The 13418-nt window shown below is 53.7% G+C and carries 14 protein-coding genes; 3 read left to right on the top strand and 11 right to left on the bottom strand.

All coding sequences use genetic code 11. The features are described 5' to 3' along the window. Nucleotides 1–57: 57 nt before the first annotated feature. The 10 genes from LMS44_RS10870 to LMS44_RS10825 form a co-directional block, all read right to left on the bottom strand. On the bottom strand, nucleotides 58–1413 hold the full coding sequence (locus LMS44_RS10870; RefSeq protein ID WP_022523547.1) for a cbb3-type cytochrome c oxidase subunit I: 1356 nt from the start codon (nucleotides 1411–1413) through the stop codon (nucleotides 58–60). Between the two features lie 38 nt (nucleotides 1414–1451). Then, the gene (locus tag LMS44_RS10865) at nucleotides 1452–1904 is read right to left on the bottom strand and encodes a c-type cytochrome (protein WP_476489334.1); all 453 of its coding nucleotides are present in this window, start codon (nucleotides 1902–1904) and stop codon (nucleotides 1452–1454) included. A 207-nt stretch (nucleotides 1905–2111) separates the two neighbouring features. Beyond that, complete coding sequence (locus tag LMS44_RS10860) at nucleotides 2112–3665, bottom strand: nitrite reductase (protein WP_476489333.1); 1554 nt, start codon at nucleotides 3663–3665, stop codon at nucleotides 2112–2114. Beyond that, nucleotides 3662–4510, bottom strand: a complete 849-nt coding sequence (cobA, locus tag LMS44_RS10855; protein WP_476489332.1) for a uroporphyrinogen-III C-methyltransferase — start codon at nucleotides 4508–4510, stop codon at nucleotides 3662–3664. The genes LMS44_RS10860 and cobA overlap by 4 nt, the downstream gene beginning before the upstream one ends. 13 nt (nucleotides 4511–4523) lie before the next feature. Further along, nucleotides 4524–5723, bottom strand: coding sequence for a heme d1 biosynthesis radical SAM protein NirJ (gene nirJ, locus LMS44_RS10850; RefSeq protein WP_476489331.1), 1200 nt, complete (start codon nucleotides 5721–5723; stop codon nucleotides 4524–4526). A gap of 24 nt (nucleotides 5724–5747) precedes the next feature. Further along, on the bottom strand, nucleotides 5748–6314 hold the full coding sequence (gene ahbB, locus LMS44_RS10845; protein WP_476489330.1) for a siroheme decarboxylase subunit beta: 567 nt from the start codon (nucleotides 6312–6314) through the stop codon (nucleotides 5748–5750). After that, nucleotides 6289–6765, bottom strand: a complete 477-nt coding sequence (locus LMS44_RS10840; RefSeq protein ID WP_476489329.1) for an Lrp/AsnC family transcriptional regulator — start codon at nucleotides 6763–6765, stop codon at nucleotides 6289–6291. The genes ahbB (LMS44_RS10845) and LMS44_RS10840 overlap by 26 nt, the downstream gene beginning before the upstream one ends. Further along, nucleotides 6758–7279: a siroheme decarboxylase subunit beta gene (gene ahbB, locus LMS44_RS10835; protein ID WP_476489328.1), complete on the bottom strand. Its 522-nt coding sequence runs from the start codon at nucleotides 7277–7279 to the stop codon at nucleotides 6758–6760. The genes LMS44_RS10840 and ahbB (LMS44_RS10835) overlap by 8 nt, the downstream gene beginning before the upstream one ends. After that, nucleotides 7276–7761, bottom strand: coding sequence for an Lrp/AsnC family transcriptional regulator (locus LMS44_RS10830; RefSeq protein WP_476489327.1), 486 nt, complete (start codon nucleotides 7759–7761; stop codon nucleotides 7276–7278). The genes ahbB (LMS44_RS10835) and LMS44_RS10830 overlap by 4 nt, the downstream gene beginning before the upstream one ends. A gap of 74 nt (nucleotides 7762–7835) precedes the next feature. Continuing rightward, entirely contained in the window at nucleotides 7836–9569 is a 1734-nt protein-coding gene (locus LMS44_RS10825) for a cytochrome D1 domain-containing protein (protein ID WP_476489326.1), read from the bottom strand. 338 nt (nucleotides 9570–9907) lie between these two features. Between LMS44_RS10825 and LMS44_RS10820 the strand changes: the two genes are divergently transcribed. Both LMS44_RS10820 and LMS44_RS10815 read left to right on the top strand, forming a co-directional pair. Next, nucleotides 9908–10240, top strand: coding sequence for a c-type cytochrome (locus LMS44_RS10820; RefSeq protein WP_280111991.1), 333 nt, complete (start codon nucleotides 9908–9910; stop codon nucleotides 10238–10240). Between the two features lie 13 nt (nucleotides 10241–10253). Next, nucleotides 10254–11453 (top strand): cytochrome D1 domain-containing protein, encoded by a 1200-nt coding sequence (locus tag LMS44_RS10815; protein WP_476489325.1) that lies wholly within the window; start codon nucleotides 10254–10256, stop codon nucleotides 11451–11453. An 85-nt stretch (nucleotides 11454–11538) separates the two neighbouring features. Here the strand turns inward: LMS44_RS10815 and LMS44_RS10810 are convergent, their stop codons facing one another. Then, the gene (locus LMS44_RS10810) at nucleotides 11539–12693 is read right to left on the bottom strand and encodes a cytochrome P450 (RefSeq protein ID WP_476489324.1); all 1155 of its coding nucleotides are present in this window, start codon (nucleotides 12691–12693) and stop codon (nucleotides 11539–11541) included. Nucleotides 12694–12824: 131 nt separating this feature from the next. On the opposite strand from LMS44_RS10810, the gene LMS44_RS10805 reads away from it, so the two are divergent. Beyond that, a complete protein-coding gene (locus LMS44_RS10805) occupies nucleotides 12825–13391 on the top strand; it encodes a Yip1 family protein (RefSeq protein ID WP_476489323.1) in 567 nt (188 codons plus the stop codon). Nucleotides 13392–13418 lie beyond the last annotated feature (27 nt).

Genomic DNA, 13418 nt, shown 5'->3' with positions numbered 1-13418 from the left:
CTCCATTGCCGGAAAATAAATAAAAGAAGCAAAAACGGCCCCGCAGGGCCGTTTAGTTCAGACCGAGCCTGCCCCAGCGGTAATTTGTGTGCCACCAGCAGGCACTTGCTCACGCGCGGGCCCGAAGAAGGAGTAGATCAACATGATCGCCCCCACAGCCACGGCCACGCCAGCGCCCAGACGCATGATGTAGAACAGGCCTAATTGATCCTGTACTTCCATGTAATTCATACCCAAGACGCGCTGCAAGTGAGTCTGCACGACCCCGGCGAAGGTCAGGGTAAACGTCATAAAGCACATAGCACTGGTGACGATCCAGAAGCCCCACATGTTCAGCACTTGGTTATAAGGCTGTACACGGCGGATCTGCGGCATGGCGTAGGTAATCACGCCAAGAATCAGCATCACATAGGCACCATAGAAAGCTAGATGGCCATGAGCGGCGGTTACCTGAGTACCATGACTGTAGTAATTCACGAACGAGAGGGTATGCATAAAGCCCCACACACCAGCGCCGAAAAAAGCAATAGTTGGGCAGCCTAAGGCCCATAGCATGGCCGCTTTATTAGGATGGTTACGACTGCCCTTCCAGAACATGGTAAAGGCGAACACCACCATGGCGAAGAAAGGCGCCACTTCAAGCGTCGAGAAGATACTGCCGATGGGCTGCCAGTAGCCAGGTGCGCCAATCCAGTAGTAGTGGTGCCCGGTGCCCAGCAGGCCGGAGAATAGTGCCAACCCAACAATGATATAGAGCCATTTTTCGATCACTTCGCGATCCACACCAGTCATTTTGATCAGCAGGTAACCCAGCAAGGAAGCCATGATCAACTCCCATACGCCTTCCACCCAGAGGTGAACCACCCACCACCAGTAGAGTTTATCTACCGCTAGATTGGTCGGGTTGTAGAAAGCGAATAACCAAAATACTGCCGCTAGCCAAAGCCCCAGCATTAACACCAGATTGATAGCGGTCTTGCGGCCCTTGAGCAGCGTCATGCTGGTATTGAAAAGAAACATTAGAAAAGAAATGGTGATGAGTATTTTCACCCAGAACGGTTGCTCAAGAAACTCGCGCCCTTCATGGATACCGAACTGGTAGCCGACCAGCGCAGCGGCGCCAGCAAAAGCAAAGATCGCCAGCTGGATATACGCCAGATTGGGACTGTGAATTTCCTGTTCGGCTTCCTCTGGCATCAAATAGTAGGTACAGCCCATAAAACCGATCAGTAGCCACACAATCAGCAGATTGGTATGGCTGACACGCATGATGTGAAAGGGCATCACTTCAGCCATGAAGTTGGGCCAAGCATAGACAGTGGCGGCCAGCAGACCGAAGACTATTTGTAGCGTAAATAGCGCCATAGCCACCGCAAAAAAGGGTAAAGCGACCTTTTGGGTTTCATATTTCATTGTACGGTTCTCCTTGATTCATCCTTCGGCTGCTTTTTTCAGCCAGCAGGATGTGGGGGCCAGTCCTGGTCGTTAATGCTATTGATCCATTCGAGGAAGTCGATTAACGAATTCATATCTTTTTCGCTAAAATCAAACGCGGGCATTTGGCGACGCCCTTCGATCCCCAATGGCTGTGCACGAATCCAGGCATTGATACCAGCTCTCGCAGCCTCTGGATTCTCGAGACCCCCATAGCGCTCCCAGACATTACTTAGCTCAGGCGCAAAATAAGCCCCTTCTCCCATAATGGTATGGCAGTTGATACACATGTTTTTTTCCCACACTTCTTTACCATGTTTCACGGAATCGGTGAGGCCTTCGCTGTCCGTGGAAACGTTGACCATGTACCAGTGGCTATGAGCCGTAAGCGCGGCAAATAGCAGGAAGAAGAACAGCGAGCCGCCATAGAAAATATTGCGGGCCGCTGATTTAGTTAGACCATCAGCCATAAGCCATACTCCCTTGCTAGTCTTGATAGGCCCCAGGCTTTAAAGCCAGAGACATTTCTTTTTAAGATGTATTTAAATTACCACTTAATGTTAGCAGAAAAATATCCCTACTAGCATTGCCTCAGATCAAGTTTTAAAAAAAGGCAAATATATAGTCACGCCATTGATTTTACTCACGCTGCTTATTACGCCAATTGCATCGCCCCTTCAATGACTGGTGCCTTCTTCATAATGCGTTTTGTTCCAGACATTGTACTTGCCCGACGGCTTGCTCATGGGGATACGCTGAAGCTCTTCTAACGAATCGCTATCGTAGACAATCACAGCGCCGTCCTCTTCCCACAGACTCAGCAGTACGCGATGACCATAGCGGTCGAATTCAAAATGGGCTGCAGTTTTGCCCGGTTCTGGCGTTAGAGTTTCGACAATTTCCAGACTAGCCTTGTCGATAATATGCACCCGATCATGGTGTGGGCCAAAGAACACGTCTACCCAGGCGTAAGGTGATTCGGCATGGCTGCGCATAAAGAAACCGGGGCCATCGGTTTCAAGCGTCTTAATCACCGACCAATCCTGCATATCAATGATTGATACCGCAGCGTTGGCAAGATGGGGAATAGCCATGACTCGTCGCCCCTGATAAGCCCAAGTGATACCAGAGCCCAGGTGCGGCATCCCGGCCAGGGGCAGATCCGCGACCTTCTCACCGCTGTCCAGATCAACCACCATCCCGCCCTGTCCACCCCGGGCGGCGCCGATCACATGGCGGTAATCGAGATCAAAGAAGAAGTCATCCAGATAGTCCGGCACCGCAATGCGTCGAACGCGGAAACTGGGTGTGTCATGGGAGCGGCGGGTAGCCAGTGGCGTGCTCATATGGCCGGTAGACACAACAGGCTCTGTGGGCAGTGGCCAAGGGATTTCCCATACCTCTTTGACGTCTTTCAGTGCGGCAATGAAACTGCCGCGTGGTGGAGCAGCGTAGACGGCACTGACCCGAGAACTATTGCCATCGGCGTCAGCCACCGGATAGACGCGCATTAGATCCAGATCATGGGCGTCGAACAGCACCAAGCTATGCGGTAGATAGTTCGCGGCCATGACATAGCGGCCATCTGCCGAGACAGCAATATTACGCATATTGATACCGGCGCGGACTTCAGCCACCACCTCAAGGTTGTACAGATCGTACTTGGTGATCCAGCCGTCCCGCGAACCAAAGAAAACGTAACGCCCGTCGGGGGTATACTTGGGCCCGCCGTGCAGTGCATAGCGGGTTTCGAATCGATGGATACGCTCGAAGCTATCGCCATCAAGCACACTGGCATGGTGATCTCCGGTTTCTACTACAATGAACAGATTGAGCGGGTCAGCATCAAAAAGTGGTTCGTCCGGCAGGCTACCATTACGGAACGGCACGACCTGGCTGGCAAGTATATCCTCCTCTTCCCAACTGGGTGGAGACGCCGGAGGGCGATAGATCCACTCCCCTAAAGATGTTATTTCATCATCGGTGAGTGTTTCGCCGAACCCCGGCATCTGACTGGCCAAACGCCCATAACGAATGACGTCTGAAGCAGCGTCCGGCGGTAATCGGGAGAGATTACTGGGTAACAGGGCTGGGCCAATACTGCCTAGCCGGTGCTCCCCGTGGCATGCGGCGCATTGGGCCTGATAGAGCGCTGCGGTCTCCGCTTCATCCGCCAGCGCGGAGGCGGTTGATAGTAACAACAAGTACGTAACGGTAGATAGAAGCTTCACAGGGTTAGGTGCTCCCGAGCCAATTCCAGCGTTTCACCATCGGCAAAAACAGCCTGCTCAGGTGTCGGCTGTGCCAACCTACCTGCCAACCGCACGACATCACCGACCACGATGAGCGTCGGCGGCCGCATATCCTGCTCGTCGATAGTCCCGGCCAGATCACCTAAACAGGTAACGATCTGACGATGCTCAGGTGTCGTACCCCGCTCAACCAGGGCGACAGGGTGATCGGCCGTCAGACCGCAGGCTTGTAGCTTCTGGCTGATCAGTGCAGCGTTGGCTAGTCCCATGTAGAACACGACGGTGTGGTGGGGGATTGCCAGGGCCTGCCAGTTCAAGGCCAACTCGCCATCGCCCTTACAGTGACCTGTGACAAAGGTGACACTCTGAGCGTAGTCACGGTGAGTCAAAGGAAACCCGCCGAAAGCAGCGCATCCTTGCGCCGAGGTAATACCCGGCACCACACGAAACGAAATGCCATTTTCAACCAGTATTTCCGCTTCCTCGCCGCCACGGCCGAAAATATACGGGTCGCCTCCCTTGAGACGCACTACCCGTTGCTTTTCACCAGCCAGACGCACCAGCAAGGCATTGGTTTGCTCCTGGGTCATGGCATGACAGCGTGACGCTTTACCGACATAGAAATGGCGGGCGTTGGGGCTGGCCAGAGCCAGTACTTCCTTGGAAACCAGTCGATCAAAAACCAAGCAGTCGGCTTGCTCAATCAGCGCCAAGGCGCGAAGCGTCAGCAGGCCGGGGTCTCCAGGCCCAGCACCGATAATGGCCACCTCGCCGGGCGCTAGAAGCGATTCTTTTAGATCGTAGGCAACACGATGGGATGTCATGGCAGCTCCTTAGCTAGAGTTCGATGGCCGAAATGGGCGCAAAAGGCGCATCGATTCTTCGCCTCCCTGTGGCTTCAACGCCTATTTCCTGGTTAGTCAGGTAACAACCGGGATCCTCTTCCCAGGGGTCGCCACTAACTTTCCAGGCACGAACTCGGGTATTACCATTGCAAATATTTAGGTATCGACAGGCGCTACAGCGGCCCTTAACAGGGCGGGGGCGCTGACGAAACCCCGCCATCAATGGGTCGCGAGTGTCGCGCCAGATATCCGAAAAGCGCCGCTGACGAATATTGCCCAGGGCGTGATCCCACCAGAAAGTATCGGGATGCACAGTACCCAGGTTGTCAATATTGGCAATATGTTCGCCAGAGGCGTTGCCACCCCAGTTCTCCAGGCGTTGACGCAGCGAATCGGCTTGAGCCGGGAAATGCCGCTCGGCCCACTGTAGTAAGAAGGGACCGTCGGCGTCGTTGTTGCCGGTGACGTATTCGCGCTCTACCCCACGCTTGAGCTCATCGTGACAATGATCAAATAAGCGAGTCATGGTATCGCGGGTCATTTGGTACCAAGCGTCTTGTTTGCTGTGGCGACTGCCACGTCCACCGTAATTGAGATGTGAGAGATAGAACTTGTCGATATCATGCTCATCGAGCAGCGTCAGAATATCGCCAAACTGCTCATAGTTTTCCCGGGTCAAGGTAAAGCGAAGCCCTACCTTTATGCCCCTCTGCTTGCAGAGTTTCACTGCGTGCATCGACTCACGAAACGCCCCCCTACGTTGACGAATGGTGTCGTGGGTGTCTTCGAGGCCATCGATACTGATGCCGATATAGTCGTAGCCGACATTGGCGATCTCATCGATGTTGGCTTCGGTAATTAATGTGCCATTGGTTGAAAGACCGGTGTAGACACCCAATGCTCGGGCTCTGCGAGAAAGTTCGAATATATCCGGGCGCATTAATGGCTCTCCGCCGGAAAGAATCAACGCCGGGACATGGAAACGCTGTAAATCGTTGAGCACCTCATGCGCCTCAGCAGTAGAAAGCTCTCCTTTGAAGTCAATATCGGCAGAGACGGTGTAGCAGTGTTTGCACGTCAGGTTACACCGGCGAATCAGGTTCCAGATCACCACGGGGCCTGGGGGCTTGCGCGACGGGGGAATAGGGCCTGGGTTCAACAGGGTCTTGATATAGCGAGTAACGCGGAACATGGTGCTCTCCTTGTGCCGCAAGGCTCAGCCTCGCGCGTCATTCTCAGTGCTAACGGTCTGGGTATCTTTACCGGTAAGGCGTAATCCGGTTTTTTTTAATATGCGCGTACTGTAGAGAATACGATGGTCGTGACATGCATCTCCCAGGCAATCGCGAACCACCTGTGCTTGTTGTTCAACGTCTTCACGAGTTCGCCCATGTAGCATCGCGAAAAGGTTATACGGCCAATGAGGCCTATGGCGGGGGCGCTGATAACAATGACTAACCCCTTTGATTGCAGCAACTTCTCGACCCAACCGCTCAATCTCGGCATCTGTCACATCCCACACTGTCATACCGTTGGCTACGTAACCCAGGCGGTAGTGGTTGGGGACTGCGGCAATGCGGCGGATCACCCCGCGTTCGAGCATAGTCTGCATGCGATAAAGCACCTCGTTACCGCTCATACCCACCTGCTCGCCAACCACGGCCCAGGGGTCGGCAACCAGCGGCAGGCCTTCCTGCGTGGCCAGCACGATGGCCCGATCCCGCTCGTCCAGGCTCGTGGCACCCGCCTTGTTGGTGTCAGACGGACAAATGAAGTCGGACATGGAATTCCCTCTCTTTGGGCATATTGAACACCGGCAGGCCAGTCGCTACTTCTATATCGGTTACTACCTGAAGGATACGTTCCGAGGACTCAGTCGCCAGCACAAACCACATATTTAACGCGTGTTCGCGGCGATAGTTATGAGCGACTTCGGGAACATTGTTGAGGATCTCCACCACCCACGCATAGTCCGCCTCTGGCACCGCCATGGCTGCCAGTGTTAAGCCACCGCCCATTCGCTCGGCGTGGTACATGGGGCCGAAACGACTAAGCACACCGCTGTCACGTAGTCGCGTCAGGCGTGCAAGCAATGCCTCCTCAGAAACACCGAGTTCCGCCGCCACGACTGCGTAAGGGTGAAGCACGAGTGGTAAACCATTTTGCAAGCGGTTGACGATGGCACGGTCTTGGGCATCAAGCTCCAGGAAGTTCATCGCTTCTCCTTCAGGCATAACTACCACCACACTGGCGATAGGCATGTTGACTGAACAGCACCTGATGCTCTATTTCAGCCAAACCAAGGCGGACAACAAGCGTCTCCAGTTGCGCCATAACTACCTCGCGTTTAACGCCATGAATCATGCAGAAGAGATTGAATGGCCAATCGGGTGGTCGGCGAGGACGCCGGTAGCACAGTGTGACTATGGCTTCTTTGGCCAGCGCCTGCCCTACGCGCGTTACCTGCTCATCAGGAACGTTCCACACCACCATAGCGTTGGCGTCGATACCCAGGCGACGATGGCGCACTACCAGCCCCAGACGCTTGATCAGTTTTTCTTCCTGCCACCGCTTAACGCAGGCTATGACCTCGACTTCCTCTAGGCCACACTGTTTAGCCAGCACTTGCCAAGGGTGCGGGGTTAGCGGCAAACCCTGTTCGAGAAGCGCCCGCAACTTACTATGCGCGCAGGGTGCAGTGGGTTGTTGGCAATCGTTTACTCTGGCAAGCGGAATAGCGGTCGTCATGTTTCCTCCAGCTCAGCCCAGGGAATTGTGAACGCCAGGTCGATGTGAAAACTTTCCAACATGGGCAGGCGCAAAATCTCCCGATCGAGCATAGCCTCCAGGCGCTTAAGGGCTTCGACAAGGCTTTTTTCATCGGTTGCGGTCATCACAAACCACAAGTTGTAATAGTGCTCTCGAGCGTAATTATGATTCACCCCGGGGGCTTGATTGATGAGTTCTGCAAAAGCATCGCGTTGATCTTCCGGCACGGCCACAGCGGCCAACAGGCTGGCGCCAGCTAAGGCATGATCAAAGACTGGCCCGACACGGCTCAGAACACCCAACTCTTGCAGCCGTTGCAGGCGGACGATCACCTGTTCTTCGGTCGTATCGAGGCGCGCGGCCATGGCGAAAAATGGCCGGGAACATATCGGCAAGTTGCGCTGATAACACTCGATTAAACGACGATCTAGCGAATCGAGATCATGGGAATGACAATGCATCGGCAGAGCTCACTTTAAGCATGTGCAGCTGGCAGGCAAAGGCAGCAGCCCAGCGGGCTGCTGCATTGTACTGCTCAGTAGATGTCGTTCTGAGTATTGAGAACGTTGAACTTGCCGGTCGGCGTCACCAACCGCTCATCCTTGATCACCGCCTTCAACTCACGGGTCGTGTCGTCCACGATCACCAGAGCAGACTCCTGATCCATTGCATTCCACACCGAGAACCACACTTCGTCACCTGCGTTATTGAACTCCGGCTGAACCACACGCTTGGGGCCTTCTCCCACATCGGCCCACTCAGCGATGGGCAGAACCTCGTATCCAGCTTCCAGATCGTTTAGGTCGTAGACTGCGACACTCTGGCTAATCTCCTCCCCTGGGTTAAGCGGTGTATCCACATACAGATTGCTCGACTCTGGGTGGGTTTTGATAAACAGCGAACCACCGCCCTGCCCTTCGAGGGTACGTACGACCCTCCAGGCATTCTCCGGGTACTCCTCTGGATCGGTGCCAATCAATTGAATGGTGTTATCACCCAGATGGCTGGTCGCCCATACTGGCCCGAACTCTGGGTCGACAAAATTGGCGCCGCGGCCTGGGTGTGGGGTCTGGCCCACGTCAACAATAGCCTCAAGCTCCCGATCTTGTGCATCAATGACTACAATTTGGTTGGATTCGTTAGCCGCGGTCATAAAGTAGCGGCCGCTGCTCTCCCAGCCTCCATCATGTAAGAAGCGGGATGTATCGATCTCCACCATGCTCAATGCATCCAGGTTCTCATAATTGACCAACTGAACCTTACCGGTTTCCTTGACGTTGACGATAAACTCAGGATGTTGATGGGAGGCAACAATCGCTGCCACACGTGGCTCAGGATGATACTCCTGGGTACCCACGGTCATACCTCGTGTACTGACAATCCTCAATGGCTCCAATGTCTCGCCATCCATGATCACGTACTGGGGTGGCCAGTAGGCACCGGCAATGGCAAAGCGATCCTCATATCCCTCGAATTTCGAGGTTTCGACGGAGCGTGCTTCCATCCCTACCTTGATGGTGGCGACAATTCCCGGCTCCTCCATCCACATGTCAATCATGTCCACTTTGGCATCGCGACCAATGACAAACAGATACCGGCCCGACGCGGAGATACGAGAAATATGCACCGCATAGCCGGTATCTAGGATATCGACAATTTCTTTACTGCCCCCGTCTATCAAGGCTATCTGACCCGCATCACGCAGGGTCACAGAGAACATGTTTTCTAGATCCAAGTCGTTCATCTGCTCGGTAGGACGCTCTTCCGGCGGCACCACCACTTCCCAGCTTTCCTGCATTTCTGCCATACCAAATTCAGGCGGAACCGGTGGTTCATGCATGACGTACTTGGCCATCAGCTCGACTTCTTCTTCTGAGAAATCGCCCGAAGTACCCCAATTGGGCATACCAGCTGGCGAGCCGTAATTGATAAAAACCTTGAGATAGTCCAGGCCAAGTTCCTGGGTGATATCTGGGGTCAATGGTTTGCCAGTCGCTCCTTTACGAAGCACGCCATGACAACCTGCACAACGCTGGAAATAGATCTCTTTGGCTCGCTCGAATTCTTCCTCTGTAAGATCGGGGGCGCCTGGGGTTCGAACTGCATTCGCTGATGCTGCATCCACCGGTGAATCAGTGCCTCGATAGAGCCTCTCAGCTTCCTGATCCTGGTTGGGATCATCTTCAAAGGCATGCACTATGCCTAAACCAAGTGAGGCCGCTGTAACGGCCACGGCTAGTGGTCTGAGATACCTGTTTCTCTTTTTCATTGCGTCACCTATGTCATGGTCAACATAAGCAGCCTTGTCAGGTAATGCACTTTTTTAATTTTCGCCGGAAGAAGTCCAGACGTATCGCTGCTTTTAAAAAAGCATGGATTAATAAAATATATTTTTCATGCCTCTTTTGCGGATCGGGCTAGTTATCCTTCACCTAATTGATATGTATCAAAGTGTTCACCACTGCCCCTTCGCCTACCTCCAAAGAGAGATTGCTATTCAATAAAAACCTTAGAGTATTGAGTAAAATTTGCTTCCTTGATCCCAGTCAATAAAGACTTCAGCCAGCCGAACAACACTCTCTCCACGTTTTATCATCTGGAGTCACCATGTCACTCCTAATTCGCACTCTTATGCTCTGTATTCTAGGACTGACCAGCCTTCAAAGTTCAGCTTCCGATATCGCACAGGAGCGTGAGGAAGAACTGGAGATACTGCTCTACCAGGATTGCGGCTCATGTCATGGTATGACGCTCAAGGGAGGCTTGGGGCCTGCCCTATCCCAGGAGCGCATGAACCGCTATACCCGTGAAGGCCTAGCCAGTTTGATCCTTCAAGGCATTCCCGGTACCGCAATGCCCAGCTGGGGGGCATTACTTACTGAAAAGGAGGCTCGCTGGATAGCAGATCAACTGCAACACAACAATCCTTTAAAGCGTTAACGCTGGAGTCGCTATGACCTTAAATTCAATATTCAACCCTTTAGCAAGTGTAATTTTTCTATTACTACTCGCCGGTTGTCAGACAACGCCCGAGTCACTTAGGGGCACTGGGGATCTCGGTGTTATCGTAGAGCGTGCCACTGGTAGCCTTGCTTTGGCGAACACCAGCCAGCAGCAAATTGTTGATCAAGTGGAAGGATTGGGTGATCTTTCACACGCTTCCGTAAAGTTCTCACGCGATGCGCGCTACGCCTTTGTCTTCGGCCGTGATGGTGGGCTTAGCAAAGTCGACTTGTTAACCGGTGAGATCACGGCGCGCATCTTGCAATCAGGCAATAGCATTGGTGGCGCGATTTCTCAGGATGGCCAGCTAGTTGCCGTGGCCAACTATGAGCCAGGCGGGGTCAAACTCTTTAACAGCGACAATCTTGAATTGGTAGCTGATATTCCCGCTACCTGGATCAATGAAAACGGCGACCAGCAACGTTCTAAAGTGGTTGGCTTAGTCGACGCTCCCGGTAACCGTTTCGTATACAGTTTGTTCGATGCGGGGGAGATTCATGTCGTCGATATGAACGGAGCTACACCCGAGCTAACCCGCTTCACCGACGTTGGGAAAAATCCCTATGACGCCCTGATCGACCCGAGCGGACGCTATTACATTGCCGGTCTATTTGGTGAGGACGGCCTGACCCTGCTCGACCTATGGCACACCGAAGCTGGTGTACAACACATTTTGCCCGACTATGGGCGCGGCGAAGAACGTTTGCCCGTCTACAAAATGCCCCATTTGGAAGGCTGGGCCATAGCAGGAGACGAAGCCTGGCTACCTGCGGTAGGCCGTCATGAAGTACTGATCGCCGATAAAGAGGATTGGTCACTAACTGGCCGCATACCAGTTCAAGGCCAACCCATTTTCGTCATGAGTCGGCCGGATCAACGTCAGGTCTGGGTTAGTTTTGCACACCCAGACAACGACGTGGTACAGGTCATTGATACTGAAACCAGGCAAATAGTAGCCACCCTGTCACCAGGCAAAGCTGTGCTGCACATGGAGTTCACGCCGCGTGGCGAGCAGGTTTGGATTTCGGCCAGGGACAGCAATCGTGTGACGGTTTACGACACCCGTACTCTGCAAGAAGTAACACGTCTGGAAAGCGAATCGCCCAGTGGAATCTTTTTTACTGACCGGGCTCATCGCATAGGCCTATAAGACATCAGCGGTAAAATGGTATCGAATGCTGGTACTGTTGCGGATTTACCGCCGGAGGCCAAACCTATGCCGTAAGCCGCCCGATTTACCATACTTTGAGCGGTACAGCAGAATAACCACCCGCAGGATAGAGGGCACGTATCGCAGGACGTCCTGGTATGGATGCTAGCTCAACGGTCGCTTCCAACAGCGCCTCCATGAAAAATTGAAGCTCCATTCGCGCCAGCGGAGCGCCGGGGCAAACATGAATGCCAGCACCGTAAAGCAGATTGTCCTTGGGGTCGCGATCCAGCTTAACCTCATCGGGATTGCCAAAGACTGCCTCATCACGGTTAGCCGAACCCCACAGAATAGTCAGACGCTCTCCGGCCGCCAAGTGCCGCCCGCCAATGTCCACTGGGCAGGTGGTGATGCGTCGGTTCGACATTAACGGCGCGTCGAGACGCAGAATTTCATCGATGGCTGCTGGTAATAATGGTGGCTCCTCACGTAAACGTGCCTGTAGTTCGGGGTTGAGGGCCAGGTAGTTCATCAGAATACCAATGCTTGCCGAGATGGTGCCAAGCTCACCTACCGTCCAATTGCGCAGGATGCTGACAATTTCCTCGTCACTTAGCGGGCGCCCTTTTACCGTCTCCTGCATGATCCTAGCAGTCACGTCATCCGGGGCTGCTTCCTCTATTGAACGGCGTACGGCCAACTGCTCGCGAATCACGCTGTCAAACTCCAATGCCAGAACCCCTAACGCCTCTCGGTCGCCGGTCAGCGTGGCAGCCTGCTGGCGCTTGACCCACGCACGCAGCGGCTCATGCAAACGAGCTGGCCACCCCATGAAGGCGCACTGGATTTCAAGAGCGAAGTCTTGCCCCATTTCAGCCATTGCCTCCACCTCACCGTCGTAAGGTAGCCGCCCCACGACTGCCTCGGCGATGGCCCGGCACTGGGGGGCGAATTCGCGCATGGCCTCAGCGTCAAAATAGGGCTCTATGAGTTGGCGGAAGTGGGTATGTTCGGGAGGATCCATGGCATTGGGTACCGACAGGTGACGACTTGCCGCATTACTGAAGGTATCGTGATCATTGAGTACACACATCACGTCTTCGTGGCGGAAGAGCGACCACTGCAAGTAGTCACTGAAGGCCACCGGACAACGCTGGCGTATTTCGTCATAAGCGGCAATTTGATCATCCAGAACGCTCTTAGCGCGGGGATTCCAATCCTGCTGATTCGTATGGCTCATGCTAACTCCTCCAGAATAAAAGCGGGCTACCTCTTGACAGACCCCCCAAGGAGTCCTAATCCTTAGAATATAATATCATGACATGATATTTTAAAACCAACGACGATTACAATTGACTGCGAGGCTAGACAATGAACCCTCTAACCATTATTCAACTGCCCTTTACCCATTTAGCGGGATGGAAAGACCTTCAGATACGCCACCCTTCAATCGCCACTTTGGCTTGGTGCGTCGTGCTGCCCATGTCGTTGTTACCTCCCGTAATGCTCTATTACGCTGGTACCCACTACGGTGACATCTTCGCTACGGGTTTCGCTGACCGGCAGTGGCGCTTCATCACGACCATTCTGTTCCTGGCCGAGCTGCTCACCTTCTTTGTAATGGGTTGGCTAATTCACTCGGTGGTCAATAGCGATCGCGATCTCTCGATTAGCTACCACGACGCTTATCTGGTGGCAGCCCTAGCACCTTTGCCACTGTGGTCAGCAGCAATCGCTCTGCTGATCCCCAGCCTGTTGTTCAATGCTGTGGCAGTACTGGTGGCACTGAGCATCTCTTGCAGTTTGGTCTACCACGGGCTGCAGGCTCTGTGTAAACGCTCAGCGAATGACGTAACAACGATGTCCGCTACTTACACCGTTATGGCCGCCGGGGTGCTGGCATGGGGTTTGCTGATGGCTATTGTCTGGGCTTACTAGGATTCAAGTAGAGTGAAACCGACTCAC

Origin of the sequence: Halomonas profundus, assembly GCF_020865425.1 — a bacterium.
GTDB lineage: Bacteria > Pseudomonadota > Gammaproteobacteria > Pseudomonadales > Halomonadaceae > Vreelandella > Vreelandella titanicae.
Note: the sequence above shows the minus strand (reverse complement) of the source record. Positions and strands in the feature narration are given on the sequence as shown.

Bases quoted from the DNA above. Each gene is read 5' to 3' on its own strand.
- nirJ (WP_476489331.1), bottom strand. From the start codon at position 5,723: ATGTTCCGCGTTACTCGCTATATCAAGACCCTGTTGAACCCAGGCCCT.
- LMS44_RS10815 (WP_476489325.1), top strand. From the start codon at position 10,254: ATGACCTTAAATTCAATATTCAACCCTTTAGCAAGTGTAATTTTTCTA.
- LMS44_RS10805 (WP_476489323.1), top strand. From the start codon at position 12,825: ATGAACCCTCTAACCATTATTCAACTGCCCTTTACCCATTTAGCGGGA.
- cobA (WP_476489332.1), bottom strand. From the start codon at position 4,510: ATGACATCCCATCGTGTTGCCTACGATCTAAAAGAATCGCTTCTAGCG.
- LMS44_RS10830 (WP_476489327.1), bottom strand. From the start codon at position 7,761: ATGCATTGTCATTCCCATGATCTCGATTCGCTAGATCGTCGTTTAATC.
- LMS44_RS10810 (WP_476489324.1), bottom strand. From the start codon at position 12,693: ATGAGCCATACGAATCAGCAGGATTGGAATCCCCGCGCTAAGAGCGTT.
- LMS44_RS10865 (WP_476489334.1), bottom strand. From the start codon at position 1,904: ATGGCTGATGGTCTAACTAAATCAGCGGCCCGCAATATTTTCTATGGC.
- LMS44_RS10820 (WP_280111991.1), top strand. From the start codon at position 9,908: ATGTCACTCCTAATTCGCACTCTTATGCTCTGTATTCTAGGACTGACC.
- LMS44_RS10870 (WP_022523547.1), bottom strand. From the start codon at position 1,413: ATGAAATATGAAACCCAAAAGGTCGCTTTACCCTTTTTTGCGGTGGCT.
- LMS44_RS10840 (WP_476489329.1), bottom strand. From the start codon at position 6,765: ATGCCTGAAGGAGAAGCGATGAACTTCCTGGAGCTTGATGCCCAAGAC.
- ahbB (WP_476489330.1), bottom strand. From the start codon at position 6,314: ATGTCCGACTTCATTTGTCCGTCTGACACCAACAAGGCGGGTGCCACG.
- ahbB (WP_476489328.1), bottom strand. From the start codon at position 7,279: ATGACGACCGCTATTCCGCTTGCCAGAGTAAACGATTGCCAACAACCC.
- LMS44_RS10825 (WP_476489326.1), bottom strand. From the start codon at position 9,569: ATGAAAAAGAGAAACAGGTATCTCAGACCACTAGCCGTGGCCGTTACA.